The sequence below is a fragment of the Microvirga sp. 3-52 genome (assembly GCF_018383585.1).
GTDB lineage: Bacteria > Pseudomonadota > Alphaproteobacteria > Rhizobiales > Beijerinckiaceae > Microvirga.
In genome coordinates this window covers 113,087-130,911 of the sequence record NZ_JAHAMK010000011.1, presented here as the reverse complement: position 1 = coordinate 130,911, position 17,825 = coordinate 113,087, and the positions used below count along the sequence as shown (strand labels likewise).

At 64.8% G+C, this 17,825-nt stretch carries 17 protein-coding genes and 1 tRNA gene; 11 read left to right on the top strand and 7 right to left on the bottom strand.

Annotation, left to right across the window (positions count from 1 at the left end):
• Window positions 1-151 precede the first annotated feature (151 nt).
• The gene (locus tag KHP60_RS11235; RefSeq protein WP_213563978.1) at window positions 152-940 is read right to left on the bottom strand and encodes a transporter substrate-binding domain-containing protein; all 789 of its coding nucleotides are present in this window, start codon (window positions 938-940) and stop codon (window positions 152-154) included.
• A 28-nt stretch (window positions 941-968) separates the two neighbouring features.
• On the bottom strand, window positions 969-2,006 hold the full coding sequence (gene moaA / locus KHP60_RS11230) for a GTP 3',8-cyclase MoaA (RefSeq protein WP_213564015.1): 1,038 nt from the start codon (window positions 2,004-2,006) through the stop codon (window positions 969-971).
• Window positions 2,007-2,210: 204 nt separating this feature from the next.
• Here moaA and KHP60_RS11225 point away from each other — a divergent pair, with 204 nt between their 5' ends.
• Window positions 2,211-2,579: a gamma-butyrobetaine hydroxylase-like domain-containing protein gene (locus tag KHP60_RS11225; RefSeq protein ID WP_213563977.1), complete on the top strand. Its 369-nt coding sequence runs from the start codon at window positions 2,211-2,213 to the stop codon at window positions 2,577-2,579.
• 120 nt (window positions 2,580-2,699) lie between these two features.
• Here the strand turns inward: KHP60_RS11225 and KHP60_RS11220 are convergent, their stop codons facing one another.
• Entirely contained in the window at window positions 2,700-3,284 is a 585-nt protein-coding gene (locus KHP60_RS11220; RefSeq protein WP_213563976.1) for a L,D-transpeptidase, read from the bottom strand.
• A 247-nt stretch (window positions 3,285-3,531) separates the two neighbouring features.
• Between KHP60_RS11220 and KHP60_RS11215 the strand changes: the two genes are divergently transcribed.
• Window positions 3,532-3,606 (top strand) — tRNA-Val (locus KHP60_RS11215).
• Window positions 3,607-3,675: 69 nt separating this feature from the next.
• Here KHP60_RS11215 and KHP60_RS11210 read toward each other — a convergent pair.
• Window positions 3,676-4,377: an HAD family hydrolase gene (locus tag KHP60_RS11210; protein WP_213563975.1), complete on the bottom strand. Its 702-nt coding sequence runs from the start codon at window positions 4,375-4,377 to the stop codon at window positions 3,676-3,678.
• A 91-nt stretch (window positions 4,378-4,468) separates the two neighbouring features.
• Between KHP60_RS11210 and KHP60_RS11205 the strand changes: the two genes are divergently transcribed.
• The 3 genes from KHP60_RS11205 to KHP60_RS11195 all read left to right on the top strand — a co-directional run bounded on the left by KHP60_RS11205 (window position 4,469) and on the right by KHP60_RS11195 (window position 6,376).
• Window positions 4,469-4,924 (top strand): hypothetical protein, encoded by a 456-nt coding sequence (locus tag KHP60_RS11205; RefSeq protein ID WP_213563974.1) that lies wholly within the window; start codon window positions 4,469-4,471, stop codon window positions 4,922-4,924.
• A gap of 218 nt (window positions 4,925-5,142) precedes the next feature.
• Window positions 5,143-5,838, top strand: a complete 696-nt coding sequence (gene rpiA / locus KHP60_RS11200; protein WP_213563973.1) for a ribose-5-phosphate isomerase RpiA — start codon at window positions 5,143-5,145, stop codon at window positions 5,836-5,838.
• Between the two features lie 31 nt (window positions 5,839-5,869).
• On the top strand, window positions 5,870-6,376 hold the full coding sequence (locus KHP60_RS11195) for a DUF2059 domain-containing protein (RefSeq protein ID WP_213563972.1): 507 nt from the start codon (window positions 5,870-5,872) through the stop codon (window positions 6,374-6,376).
• A gap of 118 nt (window positions 6,377-6,494) precedes the next feature.
• Here KHP60_RS11195 and KHP60_RS11190 read toward each other — a convergent pair whose 3' ends face one another.
• From KHP60_RS11190 to KHP60_RS11180, 3 genes are all read right to left on the bottom strand, one after another.
• Complete coding sequence (locus KHP60_RS11190) at window positions 6,495-7,994, bottom strand: tripartite tricarboxylate transporter permease (RefSeq protein WP_213563971.1); 1,500 nt, start codon at window positions 7,992-7,994, stop codon at window positions 6,495-6,497.
• A gap of 8 nt (window positions 7,995-8,002) precedes the next feature.
• A complete protein-coding gene (locus KHP60_RS11185; RefSeq protein WP_213563970.1) occupies window positions 8,003-8,476 on the bottom strand; it encodes a tripartite tricarboxylate transporter TctB family protein in 474 nt (157 codons plus the stop codon).
• 68 nt (window positions 8,477-8,544) lie between these two features.
• Window positions 8,545-9,516 (bottom strand): tripartite tricarboxylate transporter substrate binding protein, encoded by a 972-nt coding sequence (locus KHP60_RS11180; protein WP_213563969.1) that lies wholly within the window; start codon window positions 9,514-9,516, stop codon window positions 8,545-8,547.
• A gap of 229 nt (window positions 9,517-9,745) precedes the next feature.
• Between KHP60_RS11180 and gor the strand changes: the two genes are divergently transcribed.
• The 6 genes from gor (at window position 9,746) to gltX (ending at window position 17,760) form a co-directional block, all read left to right on the top strand.
• Complete coding sequence (gene gor / locus KHP60_RS11175) at window positions 9,746-11,131, top strand: glutathione-disulfide reductase (RefSeq protein WP_213563968.1); 1,386 nt, start codon at window positions 9,746-9,748, stop codon at window positions 11,129-11,131.
• 33 nt (window positions 11,132-11,164) lie between these two features.
• Window positions 11,165-11,392, top strand: a complete 228-nt coding sequence (locus tag KHP60_RS11170; protein ID WP_213563967.1) for a hypothetical protein — start codon at window positions 11,165-11,167, stop codon at window positions 11,390-11,392.
• Window positions 11,393-11,689: 297 nt separating this feature from the next.
• Window positions 11,690-13,075 carry a class II 3-deoxy-7-phosphoheptulonate synthase gene (locus KHP60_RS11165; RefSeq protein WP_213563966.1) on the top strand — a complete coding sequence of 462 codons (1,386 nt, stop codon included), beginning with the start codon at window positions 11,690-11,692 and terminating at the stop codon, window positions 13,073-13,075.
• A 501-nt stretch (window positions 13,076-13,576) separates the two neighbouring features.
• On the top strand, window positions 13,577-15,310 hold the full coding sequence (locus KHP60_RS11160) for an NAD+ synthase (RefSeq protein ID WP_213563965.1): 1,734 nt from the start codon (window positions 13,577-13,579) through the stop codon (window positions 15,308-15,310).
• Between the two features lie 159 nt (window positions 15,311-15,469).
• A complete protein-coding gene (locus KHP60_RS11155; protein WP_213563964.1) occupies window positions 15,470-16,294 on the top strand; it encodes a class I SAM-dependent methyltransferase in 825 nt (274 codons plus the stop codon).
• A 125-nt stretch (window positions 16,295-16,419) separates the two neighbouring features.
• The gene (gene gltX / locus KHP60_RS11150) at window positions 16,420-17,760 is read left to right on the top strand and encodes a glutamate--tRNA ligase (protein ID WP_213563963.1); all 1,341 of its coding nucleotides are present in this window, start codon (window positions 16,420-16,422) and stop codon (window positions 17,758-17,760) included.
• The last annotated feature ends 65 nt before the right edge of the window (window positions 17,761-17,825 follow it).

Sequence of the window (17,825 nt, the reverse complement as noted above, 5' to 3'; positions counted from 1 at the left end):
GTGCGCCGCACTCGATCTTCAGAATGCTCAAACCCTCCCGCGTCATCACCGACCTTGTGCCGGTGATGACGATTGAGAAAAGCGCATCGCTTCAGACAATCGGGATGGCCGGGACACGCCCGGCCATGACGTGAGAGGGCGTCAAATTTCTCTATTTGATGTCGAAGGAAAAATACTTGGCGCGGATCCGGTCGTAGGTCCCATCGGCCTTTACCTGTGCGATGGCCCAGTTGAACTGCTCGCGAAGGCTCTCGTCCTCCTTGCGCAGGCCGATGCCGTAGGCTTCGCGCTTATAGGCGGGCTCCGCGGGCGCATCGCCGAGGATGTGGCAGCAGGCCCCCTCGCGGCTTTCCAGAAATTTGGAGAGGAGCAGTTCGTCGGCGAAGACGGCATCGACACGCCCGACGAGAAGGTCGAGATTGGCCTCTTCCGGCTTGGCGAAGAGAACGATCTCGGAATCCTTGTAGAAGGTCTTGAGATAGGCTTCGTGATCGGTGCGCTCGATGGTGCCGATCTTCTTTCCGGCCATCGCGGCGGGCGTGGTCTCGCCGGGGGCCGTCTCCTTGGAGCCGATGAAGACCGCCGGGATGCGATAGTAGGGATCGGAGAAGGCAATCCGCTTCTGGCGCCGTTCCGTAATCTCCAGCGACGACATGACCGCATCGTACTCGCCGTTCAGAAGCCCCTTGACGATGCCGTCCCAGGGATGGGGCACCAGCTCGCACGTGGCCTTCATCGCGTCGCAGACGCTCTTGAGAAGCTCGACCTCGAAGCCCTGCAGCTCATTGTTGGCATCGATGAAGTTGAAGGGCGGATAGGCGCCCTCAACGGCGACGCGGATCGTGGGCTTCGGCACGGAAGCGGGATCCTGCGCAAGGCTCCCATGGCTCCCGAGCGCGATCAGCAGGCCCGCAAGGATCGCCGGCCTTCGCGCGAACATCCAAACTCTCATACTCATCGAAAAGCGCTCAGCCCCCTGTCACGCTCATGTGGCGGCTCAGCGCCGGGCGGGCGTGGCGCCGGTCGATGATGAAGTCGTGACCCTTGGGCTTGCGGGCTATGGCATCGACGATGGCCCGTTCGAGAAGCTCGTTGCTCTCGGAGGCGCGCACGGGTGCCCGCAGGTCTGCGGCGTCCTCCTGGCCGAGGCACATGAAGAGCTGGCCGGTGCAGGTGAGGCGCACCCGGTTGCAGCTCTCGCAGAAATTGTGGGTCATCGGCGTGATGAAGCCCAGCCGTCCGCTGGTCTCCTTCACCCGCACATAGCGTGCAGGCCCGCCGGTGCGATCCGCCAGATCCTCTAGCCTGTAGCGCTCAGCCAGGCGGGCACGAACCAAGGACAGGGGCAGAAACTGATCGATGCGCTGCCCGTCGATCTCGCCCAAAGGCATCACTTCGATCAGGGTCAGGTCCATGCCGCGGCCATGCGCCCATTCGAGCAGGGACACGATCTCGTCCTCGTTGACGCCTTTCAGCGCGACGGTGTTGATCTTGACCTTGAGGCCGGCATTCTGCGCGGCATCGAGCCCCTGCAGCACCTTGGTCAGATCGCCCCAGCGGGTGATGCGGCGGAACTTGTCGGCGTCGAGGGTATCGATCGACACGTTGATCCGCTTCACGCCGCAGGCGGCGAGGTCCCTGGCATGGCGGGCGAGCTGCGAGCCGTTGGTGGTGACGGTGAGTTCGTCGAGGGCGCCGGAGTCCAGGTGCCGGGACAGGGAGCCGAACAGGGTCATGATGTCCCGCCGCACCAGGGGCTCGCCGCCCGTGATGCGCAGCTTGCGCACGCCCCGGTCGACGAAGGCCGAGCAGATCCGGTCGAGTTCTTCCAGGGTCAGCAGGTCGCGCTTGGGCAGGAAGGCCATGTCCTCGGACATGCAATAGACGCAGCGGAAATCGCAGCGGTCGGTCACCGACACGCGAAGATAGGTGATCCCCCGGCCAAACGGGTCCAGGAGGGACCGGCCGGTCTCGGAATTCTCGGGATGAGCCGGGAAGGCTCCCATGGTGGAGAAATCCTTGTTCGCGCGAAAGCTTGCCTTCAACTCGATCCTCAAGCACTTAGCACATCGTGCGGAAAAGTGGATCCGGTTTTCCGCACGATGTGCTCATCGAAGAAGGAAGCATCGGATGGATCGAAGAAGTGCGGATCCACTTTCGGGTCCGAGGCTCCAGGGTGACATCGCAGACCTGAAAAGGGGGCGGGGCCTATGACCTCCGAGCGCTGGCCGACGGAACTCCGCCTTGCCAAGGACAGGCGCAGCCTGCGCATCGCCTTCGACGACGGCGCGGCCTTCGACCTGCCGGCCGAATACTTAAGGGTGACGAGCCCTTCGGCCGAGGTCCAGGGTCACAGCCCTGCCGAGCGCAAGACGGTGCCGGGCAAGCGGGAGGTGGAGATCGTCGGCGTGGAGCCGGTCGGCAATTACGCCGTCAAGCTCGTCTTCGACGACATGCACGACAGCGGAATCTATGGCTGGGACTATCTCTACAGGCTCGGGGCCGAGCAGGCGGAGAAGTGGCAGGCCTATCTCGATGAGCTCGCGGCCAAGGGGCTGTCGCGGGACCGGGTGCGGTGAGAAATTCTCTTCTGCCCGTCATCACCGGCCTTGTGCCGGTGATCCCGACTGGAAAGGCTCAGCGCCCCACATGATCGGGATGGCCGGCACAAGGCCGGCCATGACCGGTGAGGCTCTCCCTTACCGAAGAACCACCACCCGCGCGCCCACCCTGGCGCGGTTATAGAGGTCCGTCACATCGTCGTTGGTCATGCGGATGCAGCCCGATGAGACGGCCTCGCCGATGGTCTCCGGCTCGTTCGAGCCGTGGATGCGGTAGATCGTGCTGCCGATGTAGAGGGCGCGGGCGCCGAGCGGATTGTCCGGTCCACCCTTCATGTGGCGGGGCAGGTCGGGGCGGCGCTTGAGCATGGCCGCCGGCGGGCGCCAGTCCGGCCACTCGCGCTTCATGGTGACCGAATGGCTGCCGGCCCAGGTGAAGCCCGGACGGCCCACGCCGACGCCGTACTGAATGGCCTGACCGTTGCCGAGCACGAACCAGAGGCGGCGCTCGCTGGTCGACACGACGATGGTGCCGGGGGCGTAGCGGCCGGTGAAGGTGACGACCTCCCGCGGAACCGGCGCGGCCTGGGCCTTCAGGGCCTCTTCAGCGCTGTAGAGCGGCTGGCGGGTGAGAGGATCGATTGCCGTAAATGCCGCAGCCGGCGTCGCAAGGGCGACGAAGGCGCCGACGAGCCCGGAGAGAGCAACGCGAGTGCGTCCCATTATTGCCTCAGATAAAACATGGTTGATGGCAGGTCCTGCCATTGCTCAACGCAACAGCCCCGCTTCGGATCCAAGCTTTATCAAGGCTCTGCTATAAAATCCTAGTGCAGAAATGCCTCATTTCCGTCACATCGTAAGCAACCGGTTAAAGTCACGGTGCCACAATTCGCGAAACAAAATACTTCACGGGGGCTCCGCTTCTTTGGCTTGACGCCGGGGGTTCTGCGCCTTTAGAAGGCCCTTGTCAGGGCGCGTAGCTCAGCGGGAGAGCATTCGCTTCACACGCGAAGGGTCACAGGTTCAATCCCTGTCGCGCCCACCATTCCTTCCTGACCAGCCAAGCTTCACTTTTCCGTGTGCACGCGATTGCGCGCACGATCCATGCTGCTCGTCAGGCCGCCAGCGGCCTCATGACGGCCTGCACGGCGGCGAACAGATCGTCGAAATGATCGATGACGAGATCGGGGCCCAGCTCATCGACCGGCACGTCGGTATAGCCGAACGGGACCGCGACCACGGGAATGCCGGCATTCTGCGCCGTCACGATATCCGTCCGGGAATCGCCGACCATCACCGCCCGGGCGGGGCTTCCGCCGGCGCGCTCGATGGTCCGGGTCAGGTGGCGTGGATCGGGCTTGAAATAGGGGAACGTGTCACGGCCGCAATTGGCCGCGAAGCGATGGCCGATGCCGAGCTCGTCGAGCAGCTTGACCGAATGCTCCTCGACCTTGTTCGTGCACACGGCCAGGATGAAGCCAGCCTCTTCCAGCCGGTCCAGGGCCGCGGCCACACCGGGATAGAGCTGCGTCCGGACACAGATGTTCTCGCCGTAATGGACCATGAACTGCCGGAACAGCTCGTCGAGACGGGCGGGCGTCAGCTCCTTGCCGGCGGCCTCGAAGCCGCGCTCGATCAGAGCCCGTGCGCCTGCGCCGATCATGTCGCGCGCCTTCGCCACCGGCAGGGAGGCGAGCCCCTCCCGTTCGAGGATCACGTTGAGGGTCCCGACGAGGTCGCCGGCCGTGTCTGCCAGGGTTCCATCGAGGTCGAAGACGGCGATGGGCGAGACGATGTGCGGGGTATCAATGGCCATGAAGGTCGGCTACCTGCTGGAGGCAAGGGAATCAAGCCTTGGGATGATATGGTGCCTATGGTTGATTCGATCTTACCGAATGGAGTGATGAATGCGGCCCCTTGGTTCCGCGGCGTTGATTGTGGCAGTCCTGGCGCTGGGAGGCCTGTCCGGCCCCGCCCTGGCCGCATCCTATGATTTCGTGCCCGCGCCCCAAACCGACCTGAACAGGATTTATAGGATCGATCGGATCACCGGCGAGGTGAGCTCCTGCCAATATGGACTCCAGGAGGGCACGGTCGGGGTGACGCTCTGTTACAGTGCGGGCGAGGGCGCCGGAGCCCAGCCGCCCGGGGAATATGGACTGGTCGCCTCCCGCCACGAGCGGGAAGGGGGGGTGTTCCGGGTCAATTACCGGACCGGCCAGATGAGCATCTGCTACGTTTTCGACGAGCGGGTGGTCTGCACACCCCAGATGACGCCGTCGCCCGCCGCATCGACGGCTGCGCCGACGGCCGCCACACCGAGCGTCAGCTCGGGTACGGGAGCCTCTCCGCAGCGCCCCTGAGGCGCTGACGCACCTGCGGGACCGGAGGGCCATGCCAGCAAAAATGAACCCGGTTTTCCATGCCCAGCGATGCGCCGCATAAGGTATCGATGCTCTAGACGAGGAATTCTGCGGCCGACCGAAGGTGAAACGTTCTTTCTTCCACCCGTCCTGACATGCTAGAGGCGAGCAAAACAGGCTTTCGCAAGCCAGAGCGGACGCATTCTTAGAGGATTTCAGTGAGCGACAATCTCAAGCGCGCAGCAGCCGAGAGGGCTGCCGAGCTCGTCACCGATGGCATGAGGCTGGGCCTGGGCACCGGCTCGACCGCCGTGCATTTCGTCGCGGCCATCGGCGAGCGCGTTCGGAGCGGGCTCAAGGTGGTAGGCGTTCCCACCTCCGAGGCGACCCGCGACCAGGCGCAACGCGAGGGCATTCCCCTGTCGACCCTCGACGAGACCCCCGACCTCGACCTGACGGTCGACGGAGCCGACGAACTCGACGACGATCTGCGCCTCATCAAGGGCGGCGGCGGCGCTCTCCTGCGCGAGAAGATCGTCGCCTCCGCGAGCCAGCGGATGATCGTCATCGCCGACGGATCCAAGCACGTCTCGAAGCTCGGCCGCTTTCCGCTCCCGATCGAGGTCGTGCCCTTCGGCCTCACGGCCACCGAACGGGCCATCGCCAGGCTGCTGGACAGCCTCGGCATGAGCGGCGAGCTGCATCTGCGGCACGCTCCCGATGGTGCGGCCTATGTCACGGACGGGGGCCATTTCATTCTCGATGCGCATCTCGGGCGCATCGACAAGCCGAACGTGCTTGCCTCGACGCTGAACAACATTCCCGGCGTCGTGGAGCACGGTCTCTTCATGGGCCTTGCCACCGGGGCGATCCTCGCAACGGACGACGGGCTTGTCGAACTCGGTCAGCTCTGACCTTAAAGCTATGACGATTGGAGCCTTACTTATGACCCGCAATGCCTCCCGCCTGGCCGCGACCTCGGTCGCGCTGTTCATGCTCGCGAGCCCAGCTTTCGCCCAGCAGGCGCAGCAGCCCAGCGCCAGCCACCTCGCCGTTGCCCGCGAAGTCGCCATCGGCTCCGGCATGACGGGCGCCTTCGATGCCATGACCGGCCCGCTGCTCAATCAGCTTCAGCAGATGAATGTGACCCGGCCGGAGATCCGGCAGGATCTGGAGCAGGTCGTGGCCATCCTCCGCCCGGAAGTCGAGCAGAAGAAGCAGGAGATGATCGACAGCACCGCGCGGATCTTCACGACACGGATGACCGAGGCCGAGCTGAAGGAAGTCGCGACCTTCTACAAGTCCGCAGCCGGCCAGAAATACGTGCAGATCCAGCCCGGCGTCCTCGACGACGTGGTCCGGGATCTCTCCATCTGGTCGCAGCGGACGTCGGAGTTCATCATGACCCGCGCCCGGCAGGAAATGAGCAAGCGCGGGCATCAGCTGAACTGAGTTCGATCACCCGTCCGATATGAAAAAGGCCCGGGAAACCGGGCCTTTCTGTTTGATGGGCTCAAGGTGCTGTGTCGCATTTTTGACGACGAGCCGGATCCACTTCGCCGAAAACGCTCTAGTCCTCGACCGCCTTGAAGCGTCCCAGGCCTTTCAGGAAGAAGGGCAGGACCAGGGCGATCACCGCGATGCCGAGGAGTGTTGCCGAGATCGGGCTCTGCAGCAGCACCATCGGATCGCCCAAGCTGATCGAGAGGGCACGGCGCAGCTGGCTCTCCGCGATCGGGCCGAGGATGAGGCCGACGACCACCGGGGCGATGGGGAAGTCGAACCGCCGCATCAGGAAGCCCAGCACGCCGAACACCGTCAGCATGACGAGTTCCACCGGCGAGGGATTGGCCGCGATGGTGCCCATGGTGGCGAAGACCAGAATGCCCGCATAGAGCCAAGGCTGGGGAATCTTCAGGAGGCGAACCCACAGGCCGACCAGCGGCAGGTTCAGCACCAGCAGCATGGCATTGGCGATGAACAGGCTGGCAATCAGGCCCCACACGAGCTTCGGCTGGTCGGCAAAGAGCAGAGGGCCCGGATTGAGGCCGTATTGCTGGAAGCCCGCCAGCATCATGGCGGCCGTGGCCGAGGTCGGAAGGCCGAGCGTCAGCAGGGGCACGAGGGTGCCGGCGGCCGCCGCGTTGTTGGCGGCCTCGGGTCCGGCGACGCCTTCGATGGCGCCATGGCCGAATTCCTCGGGATGCTTCGTGAGCCGCTTCTCGGTCGAGTAGGACAGGAAGGTCGGGATCTCGGCGCCGCCGGCGGGAAGAGCCCCGATGGGGAAGCCGAAAGCCGTTCCGCGCAGCCAGGGCTTCCACGAGCGCTTCCAGTCCTCCTTGGTCATCCAGAGCGAGCCGCGCACGGCCTCGAGCTTCTCCTCGTGAACATGGCGGCGTGACGCCACATAGAGCGCCTCGCCCACGGCGAAGAGGCCGACTGCCAGGGTCGTGACCTCGATGTTGTCATAGAGCTCGGGGATGCCGAAGCTCAGGCGGGACTGGCCCGAGAGGATGTCGATGCCCACGAGCCCAAGCAGAAGGCCGATGAAGAGGCTGGTCAGGCCCCGGACAGGGGAATCGCCGAAGGTGGCCGAGACGGTGACGAAGGCCACGCACATAAGGGCGAAGTAATCCTCAGGGCCGAAGCTCACCGCGATATCGACGAGATACGGCGCCAGGAAGGTGAGGCCGAGGGTGGCGATGGTGCCGGCCACGAAGGAGCCGATGGCGGCGGTCGCGAGGGCAGGGCCCCCGCGTCCGGCTTTCGCCATCCGGTTGCCTTCGAGCGCGGTCGCCATGGAGGCGCTTTCGCCCGGCGTGTTGATCAGGATCGCCGTGGTCGAGCCGCCGTACATGCCGCCGTAATAGATGCCGGCGAACATGATGATCGATCCGCCCGGGTCGAGCTTGAAGGTGATCGGCAGGAGCAGCGCCACGGTGAGTGCCGGGCCGATGCCAGGCAGCACGCCGACGGCGGTGCCGAGAAGAACGCCGATGAGCGCGAACAGCATGTTCATCGGCTGGATGGCGACGGCGAGGCCGTCCGCAAGGGATGCAAACGCTTCCATGACAGGCCTCAGAACAGGCGTTCGAGCGGCCCTGCCGGCAGGGACAGGGTCAAAAGCTTGGCGAAGAGCACGTAGATGAACACGGCGATGACCGCGCCGATCAGAAGATCCGTCGGGAAGGCGCGGCGCCCGAAGGCTGCCGACGTGGTCGCGAACAGAAGGGCCGTGCCGATCATGAAGCCGCCGCCGATGGCGATCAGGATGATCAGGCAGGCGAGCCCGCCGAGGATCAGGGCAATCGGCTTCCAGTCGAGGCTGTCGCGGGCCGGGAGGTCGCCGCGCAGGGCCCCGACGGCGTTGCCGATGGCGAGCAGGGTGAGGCCGATCGACACGACGATGGGCATGACCTTCGGGCCGAGGTCGTAGGGAGACAGGATCTGGAGCTTGGTCATGTCCCACCAGACTAGGCCGGCGAGAGCAAGAAGAAGGAGGGCGATGACGAGGCCTGCCACGTCGATGCGCCGCTGGGGAGATGGTGCCATGGAATGTCCCAAAAAAGAAGCGCCGCGCTCCGAGAACGCGGCGCTTCCAACGGCCTTTATCTTGAAATTTAAGACTTCACCAGCCCTACGGCGGTGAGCACTTCTTTCGTGAGAGCCTGCTCGTTGGCCAGGATCTTGGCGAAGGCATCGCCAGAAACGTAGGCGTTTTCCCAGCCCTTGGCCTTCAGGATCTCCTGCCACTCCTTGGACTGGGCCAGCTTGTCCATGGCGTCCGTCAGAGCCTTCTTCTGGTCGGCCGAGATGCCGGGAGGGGCAACCACCGCGCGCCAGTTGGCGATCTCGAGATCGATGCCCTGCTCCTTGATGGAGGGCACGTCCACATTGGCGGTCTTGGCAGCCGAGGTCAGGCCGATGAGGCGCAGCTTGCCCGCCTTCACTTGGCTCTCGAACTCACCGTAACCCGAAATACCCGCCGTCACCTTGCCGCCGAGGATGGCCGCCAGGGCCTCACCGCCGCCGGAGAACGGGATGTAGTTGATCTTGGTCGGGTCCGCGCCTGCAGCCTTGGCGAAGAGGGCCGCCGCGATATGGTCGACACCACCGGCGGAACCGCCGGCCCATGTGACCTTGGCCGGGTCGGCCTTGATGGCCGCGGCGAGATCCTTGGCGTTCTTGATCGGCGAATTGGCCGGAACCACGATCGCCTCGTATTCCGTCGTCAGACGGGCGATGGGCGTCGTCTGGTCGAGGGTCACGGGCGACTTGTTGGTGAGAAGCGCGCCCACCATCACGTAGCCCATGACCATGAGCTGGTTGCCGTCGCCCTTGGAATTGTTGACGAGCTGGGCGATGCCGATGGAGCCGCCGGCGCCCGGCACGTTGGTGACCTGCACGCTTTTGGCGATGCCGGACTGGGTGAGGGCCTGCTGCATGGAGCGGGCGGTCTGGTCCCAGCCGCCGCCCGGCGCCGCCGGAGCCATGATCTTGAGCTCCATCTGAGCTGCCGCCGACGTCACGAATCCGGCAACGGCCGCCGCAGCGAGAGCGCTGCGCCAAAGACCTTTACGAACCTGGCTCATAAGTTTCCTCCATTGACGCCGACATCGGGTCAGCGTGTCCGGGCAGACCCTAATGAGGGAACGGGGGAGCGGCAAGCGCTTGGTTCTTTATCGTTGTTGAACCTTCGCGTAAGAGCTTCGCCACCGGGTGAGCAGCCATGCGCGCGCAGCAGGGCTGGCGGGCGACTTCGCCCGAAACCATCCTTATATGTCTTAAGTCGAAGACGCAGAATTAAGCGGAGACCGCCTCATGTCCTCATTCGATGTCGACCTCTTCGTGATCGGAGGCGGGTCCGGCGGCGTCCGCGCGGCGCGCATCGCCGCGAGCTACGGCGCGAAGGTCATGCTGGCCGAGGAGTACCGGGTCGGCGGAACATGCGTCATCCGCGGCTGCGTGCCGAAGAAGCTGATGGTCTATGCCAGCCGCTTCGCCGACGATTTCCACGATGCGGAGGGCTTCGGCTGGAGCGTCGGGGAGACGCGCTTCGACTGGGCGACTCTGATCCGCAACAAGGACAGGGAGATCGATCGCCTCGAGGGGATCTATCGCGCCAATCTGGAGAAGGCGGGCGTCGAGATCGTCGACAGCCGCGCGGTGATCGAGGATGCCCATACGGTTCACGTGCTCAAGACCGGCGCGCGCATCCGCGCCCGCTACATCCTGGTTGCGGTCGGCGCCCATCCGACCCTGGAGCCGGTCATCCCGGGCGGCGAGCTCGGCATCACGTCCAACGAGGTCTTCCATCTGGAGAGCCAGCCGAAGCGTGTTCTGGTCGTCGGCGGCGGTTACATCGCGGTCGAGTTCGCCGGCGTCTTCGCCGGCCTCGGCAGCGAGGTCACCCTCCTGCACCGGGGCGACAAGCTCCTGCGCGGCTTCGACGAGGACGTGCGGGATGCGCTCGGCGAGGCCTATGCCCAGCGCGGGATCAAGCTGGCTCTGGGCCGGACCCTCACGAGCCTCGAAAAGACGGCCGATGGGATCGCCGCGACCCTGTCCGACGGCTCCGTGCTCACCGTCGATCAGGTTCTCGTCGCCACGGGGCGGCGGCCGAATACGAAAGGGCTCGGGCTGGAGAATGCCGGAATCACTGTCGACGAGGTCGGGGCCATCCCGGTCGACGGCTATTCCCAGACCCTCGTGCCGTCGATCTATGCGGTGGGCGACGTGACCAACCGGGCGAACCTCACCCCCATAGCCATCCGCGAGGGGCATGCCTTCGCTGACACCGTGTTCGGAGGCAGGGAGACGATCATCGACCATGACCTGATCCCTACGGCGGTCTTCTCGACGCCGGAAATCGGCGTGATCGGCTGCGGCGAGGCCGCGGCGCGGGCGATCTATGGCGACATCGACGTCTACAAGACCGCCTTCAGGCCGATGAAGGCCACGCTCTCGGGTGGCAAGGACCGGGTCTTCATGAAGCTCATCGTCGACAAGGCCACCGACAAGGTCGTGGGCGTCCATATCATGGGCCACGATGCGGGCGAGATGATCCAGCTTGCCGGCGTCGCCGTGACCATGGGCGCCACCAAGGCCGATTTCGACCGCACCGTCGCGGTTCACCCGACCGCCGCGGAGGAACTGGTGACCATGCGCACGCCCGTGGTGGTCAAGAAGCCGGTGGCGGTGGGGTAGACAGGTCGGAATGGCATTGCAGGGGGGCGCCTGGTGAGTCTGATCCATAATGAGCAGACCAAGTTGACTGCGACCGCACTCAATAATGTCGCCGTCGCGTTCGTCATCGCCGGGTTCGTGGGGCCGATGGTGGCCGTCGGTTACGGGTCGGACGCCATGCCAAGGGATGCCATCGCCATTGTGGTCAGCATCATTTGGCTTTTCGTCGGGTTTATCCTACATTCCATAGCGAAGTTGATCTTGAGAGACCCGAAGCCATGACCCTTCTGGAAGCCTATGTTTACTTCGGCATCCCGGTCATTGCCGTGGCGATGGGGTTTGGCGCCCTCTGGATGTCCCGGCGCGAGAGCCGTCAGCGCCACGCCCGCTGAGGAACGCCTTTCTCTCAATTCGCAGGATTTCAGGCCTGATTCGAGGAGCCGCGACACGCGGTCCTCTATTGCGTGTCTGTTGTCTAACGCACTCGCCTTTTTGTTTATGTCGTGTATAGGTGCCGTTTCGTGCCGCTTGTTGCGGTGAACGATGAGAATTTCGAGAAAGGACACGGGGGTAAGTGTCATGACCGAGCGGTGGACGCCCGATAGCTGGAGAAGCAAGCCGATCCAGCAGGTTCCGGCCTTTCCGGACCTTGAGGCGCTGGAGAGCGTCGAGCAGCAGCTCGCCGGCTTTCCTCCGCTCGTCTTCGCAGGCGAGGCGCGCAAGCTGAAGCGCACCCTGGCCAAGGTGGCCAAGGGCGAGGCCTTCCTCCTGCAGGGCGGCGATTGCGCCGAGAGCTTCGCCGAGCATTCGGCCGACAACATCCGCGATTTCTTCCGCCTCTTCCTCCAGATGGCCGTGGTGCTCACCTATGCGGGCGGCTCGCCCGTGGTGAAGGTCGGCCGTGCGGCCGGCCAGTTCGCCAAGCCGCGCTCGGCCCCGACGGAGACCATCGACGGCGTCGAACTGCCGAGCTACCGCGGCGACATCATCAGCGACATCGCCTTCACGCCGGAGGCCCGCACGCCCGACCCGCGCCGCCAGCTCATGGCCTATCGCCAATCGGCCGCGACGCTGAACCTGATCCGCGCCTTCGCCACCGGCGGCTATGCCAATCTCGAGAACGCCCATCGCTGGATGCTCGGCTTCGTGAAGGATTCCCCGCAATCCTCCCGCTACAGCGAGCTCGCCGAGCGCATCACCGAGAGCCTGAACTTCATGCGGGCCATCGGCATCGATCCTGAGACGCACCCCGAGATGCGCTCGACGGATTTCTACACCAGCCACGAGGCCCTGCTGCTCGGCTACGAGGAGGCCATGACCCGCGTCGATTCCACGACAGGCGACTGGTATGCCACCTCCGGCCACATGCTCTGGATCGGCGACCGCACCCGCCAGCTCGACCATGCCCATGTGGAATACATGCGCGGCATCAAGAACCCGATCGGCCTCAAATGTGGCCCGTCGCTCTCGGCCGACGGGCTGCTCAAGCTCATCGAGACCCTCAACCCCGAGGACGAGGCCGGCCGCCTCACCCTGATCTGCCGCTTCGGCGCCGATAAGGTGGGCGATCATCTGCCGGGCCTGATCCGCGCGGTCCAGAAGGAAGGACGCACGGTCGTGTGGTCCTGCGATCCCATGCACGGCAACACGATCAAGGCGGCCTCGGGCTACAAGACCCGGCCGTTCGGGCGTGTCATGGGCGAGGTTCAGGACTTCTTCGCCATCCATCAGGCGGAAGGCACCCATGCGGGCGGCATCCACCTGGAAATGACCGGCAAGAACGTGACCGAATGCACCGGCGGCGCCCGTGCGCTCACGGATGCGGACCTGCGCGACCGCTATCACACCTATTGCGATCCGCGCCTCAACGCGGAGCAGGCGCTCGAAATCGCCTTCCTGACCTCAGAGCTGATCAAGCGCGAGCGCCAGTCAAGGGGAGAACCGACCGCCCTCGCGGCGGAATGAACGACTGGACGGATTAAAATAAAAGGGGCGCCAGGAGCGCCCCTTTTATTTACGCATACGCAACTCTACCAGTATTTGAGCTTAGCTCAGCCAGCCCATGAAGAAGAGGATAAGGATGATCGGCAGAGGAATGCCGATGAGCCAAAGAAGGCCACCTTTCAACATGTCAGTCTCCCATGTAATTCGTGTTGGGACAACGAACTGGACTGTTCCAGGTTCCCACAAAGCTTGAGCTTTGCAGGGGCTGCTGAAAGGCGACGTCCCAACCGGCGCAAGATCCATGCAACGGCACCGGATCAGCCCTGCCTCATGAGCGTTTAAGAGTTCGTGGGAAAGCTTTAGCCTTGCATTGCTGCGCCCCCCGCAGCGCGCTAAATCCGAAGCGCATCATGCGGAAAAGTGGTCCCGGTTTTCCGCGCCGGATGATGCGCCTATCAAGAAAGGGAGCATCGGATGGATCCCGAAAGCGGCCTCCACTTTTGGGTCCGATGCGCAGGTATCATGGCCCAGAACACGCTCAAGATCGCCCTCGCGCAGCTCAACCCCATCGTCGGCGACGTAGCCGGCAACGAGCAGAAGGCTCGCGAGGCCCGCGCGGAAGCGGCCCGGCTCGGGGCCGACATCGTGATGTTCGCCGAGCAGTTCCTCGCCGGCTATCCCGCCGAGGACCTCGTGCTGAAGCCCGCCTTTCAGGATTCCTGCCGCGCCGCCTTCGAACGGCTGGCCCGCGAGACGGCGGACGGCGGTCCCGGCATGCTCGTCGGGCTGCCCTGGCGGGAGGAGGGCGAGCTCTATAACGCCTATGCGCTCCTCGACGGCGGCTCGATTTCCGTGCGCTTCAAGGTCGACCTGCCGAATTACGGGGTCTTCGACGAGAAGCGCAATTTTGCCGCCGGGCCCCTGCCAGGACCGGTGAATTTCCGCGGCATCCGTCTGGGTCTCCCGATCTGCGAGGACATCTGGACCGGCGATGTGGTCGAGTGCCTCGCCGAAACGGGCGCCGAGATGCTCCTCGTGCCCAACGGCTCGCCCTATTGGCGCGGCAAGACCGAAGAGCGGTTCAACATCGCGGCGGCCCGCGTGACCGAGAGCGGGCTCCCGCTGGTCTATCTCAATCAGGTCGGTGGTCAGGACGAACTGGTCTTCGATGGCGCGTCCTTCGTGCTCAATGCCGATTGCTCGCTCGCCTGCCAGTTGCCCGCCAACGAGGAGATCGTCGCGCTCACCACCTGGGTGAAGGGCGAGGAGGGCTGGACCTGCCGCGAGGCTCCGATCGTGACGGTGGAGGAGGGCGAGGAAGCGGATTACGCGGCCTGCGTTCTGGGCCTGCGCGATTACGTGGACAAGAACCGCTTCCCCGGCGTGGTGCTCGGTCTGTCCGGCGGCATCGATTCCGCCATCTGCGCCGCCATGGCGGTGGACGCGCTCGGAGCCGACCGGGTGCATTGCGTGATGCTGCCCTACCGCTACACCTCGGGCGAGTCGCTGAAGGATGCGGAGGATTGCGCCAAGGCGCTCGGCGTCCGCTACGACATCCTCCCGATCGCGGAGCCCGTGGAAGGTTTCGAGGCCTCGCTTCAGCCCCTGTTCGCGGGCCGGGAGCGCGACATCACGGAGGAGAACCTGCAGAGCCGTGCCCGCGGCACCATTCTCATGGCGATCTCGAACAAGTTCGGCGCCATGGTGGTGACTACCGGCAACAAGTCGGAAATGTCAGTGGGCTATGCCACCATCTATGGCGACATGAACGGGGGCTTCAACCCGATCAAAGACCTCTACAAGATGGAGGTCTACCGCATCTCGGCCCTGCGCAACCGCTGGAAGCCGAAGGGTGCTCTCGGTCCTGACGCCATCGTCATCCCCGAGAACATCCTGACCAAGGCGCCTACGGCCGAATTGCGCGAGAACCAGAAGGATCAGGATTCCCTTCCGCCCTACGAGGATCTCGACGAGATCCTGCGCGGCCTCGTGGAGGAGGAACTGCGCGTCTCCGAGATCGTCGCGAAGGGCTACGACCCGGAGATCGTCAAGAAGGTGGAACGGCTGCTCTACATCGCCGAGTACAAGCGCCGCCAGGCGGCGCCCGGGGTGAAGGTCACGCGCAAGAACTTCGGCCGCGACCGCCGCTACCCGATCGTCAACCGCTACCGCGACCAGGGCCTGGTGGCTCACCAGAAGGACGAGGCCCTGGAGCGCGCCATCGGAAAGCCGCGGGTGGGCTCGATGGACGTGTAGGCGGTCTGTCCCTGCCTCACTTTGGAGCGAAAGCGGGCTCATTGTCTCAATCATGCTCCCGGAGCTTGGATTCCGGGCGCAGTGTGTGGGTTTCCAGGGGCGAAGCATGCACGAGCGCGAGGGGCTGGAGCCTCGTGCGCAATCTCGATGGGACATCTCATGGATATCGAGCGGCAGGTGGCAAGCCACTACACCCGGGGCGGGCTCGAAGGCGCGATTCTCGACGCACTGACGAAGAGCGGGAAGAACCCCGACAAGCTCGTCAACACGGATCTCTCAAGCATCGACGAGTTTCATCTCGGCTGGTACGCGGAAACCGACGAACTCGCGCGGGAACTCGGCTTCTCGCGCGATTCCCATGTTCTCGACGTCGGCTCCGGCATCGGCGGCCCGGCGCGGCATCTCGCGGTAGAGCTCGGCTGCCGGGTGACGGGGATCGATCTCACGGAGGAGCTCGTCCAGGTCGCGACCTCGCTCACGAGCCGTTGCGGGCTCGCGGATCGCGTCTCCTTCCGGCAGGGAAGTGCCCTGACGCTTCCGTTCGAGGACGGCGCGTTCGACGGAGCCCTGCTCATGCATGTAGGGATGAACATCGCCGACACGGCGACGCTCTTCTCCGAGGTCCGGCGCGTCCTGAAGCCCGGCGGGCGCTTCGGCGTCTATGATATCATGCAGATCGGCGAGGGCGAGATTCCCTTCCCCATGCCCTGGGCGATGACGCAGGCCACGAGCTTCGTAGAACGACCGGAGACCTATCGACGGCTGCTGGAGGCCGGCGGCTTCGAGATCGAAAAGGAGCGCAACCGGCGCGACTTCGCCCTCGCGTTAGGGCGCGAGATGCGCGACAAGGTCGCCAGGGAAGGCATGCCGGCCCTCGGCCCTCATATCCTCGGCGCAGACATGCCGCAGCGCATCGGCAACGTGATGACCGTTCTCGAAGGTGGCACGATCGCTCCCATCGAGATGATCGCGCGGGCGATCTGAAGCGTTCTGCGGCCCAAATTGCGTCACGGCGGGCACGGGAGGCCTCTGCGAAAATCAGAGGGGCATTGGGGCGAAGGGTCTTGCGGCACTTGCGCGGCGCGCTGCCCTTCGCCATAGGGTTTCCCATGTCCAAGCCCATCGTTCGCTTCGCCCCGTCCCCGACCGGGCACATCCATATCGGCAACACCCGCGTGGCCCTGCTCAACGCGCTCTATGCGCGGCGGGAAGGCGGCACCTTCATCCTGCGCTTCGACGATACGGATGTGGCGCGCTCGAAGAAGGAATATGCGGATTCCATCGAGACCGATCTGCAATGGCTCGGCATTCCGCCTGACGTGATCGTGCGCCAGTCGGACCGGTTCGACCTCTATGACGCCGCAGCCGAGCGGCTGAAGGTCCTCGGCCGCCTCTATCCCTGCTACGAGACGCAGGAAGAGCTTGAGTTCCGCCGCAAGCGCCAGCTCGCCCGCGGCCTGCCGCCGATCTACGACCGGGCTGCCCTCAAGCTCACCGATGAGGACCGCGCGAAGCTCGAACAGGAGGGGCGCAAGCCCCATTGGCGCTTCCGCCTGGATCCCACGAACGTGACCTGGGACGATCTCGTGCGCGGCCATTGCCACGTGGATTGCAGCTCGTTGTCCGATCCGGTGCTGGTGCGCGAGGACGGGACCTATCTCTACACGCTGCCGTCAGTGGTGGACGACATCGAGTTGAAAGTGACCCATGTGATCCGGGGCGAGGATCACGTCACCAACACGGCGGTCCAGATCCAGATCTTCGAGGCGCTCGGCGCCGCCGTTCCCACCTTCGCCCATCACAGTCTGCTGATCACGGCGAGCGGCGAGGGCCTATCCAAGCGCCTCGGCCACCTGTCGATCAAGGGCCTGCGCGATGCCGGTCTCGAGCCGCAGTCGGTGGCCTCGCTCGCCGTGCTCGTGGGCTCGGCGGAAGCCGTGCGCCCCGTGGCCGATCTCGACGAACTGGCCCGCCTCATCGATTTCTCCCACATCTCCCGGGCGCCGGCGAAGTTCGACGAGAGCGAGCTCGAGCACCTGAACGCCCGCCTCATCCACGAGATGCCTTACGAGGCCGCCCGCGAGCGTCTGACTGGGCTCGATGCCGATGAGGGCGAAGCCTTCTGGAATGCCGTGCGCGGCAACCTGACCAAGGTCCGGGATGCGGCCGAGTGGGCCAAGGTGGTGCGCGGACCAGTGGCTCCGGTCATCGAGGACAAGGCCTTCATCGCGGCGGCCACGGGTGTTCTGCCGGAGGGGCCGTGGGATTCCACGACCTGGAAGACCTGGACGGAGACCGTGAAGGCATCGACCGGCGTGAAGGGCAAGGCCCTGTTCATGCCGCTGCGCCTGGCGCTCACCGGGCTCGATCATGGTCCGGAGCTGGGCGCGCTGCTGCCGCTGATCGGGCCGGAGCGGGCGAGGGCGCGGCTGGCGGGGCAGGTGGCTTAGAGCGCCTCCCTCCCATTACGGGGAGGGTGCGGGCAGACGACTGGGTGAGACTGTCCCATCACACG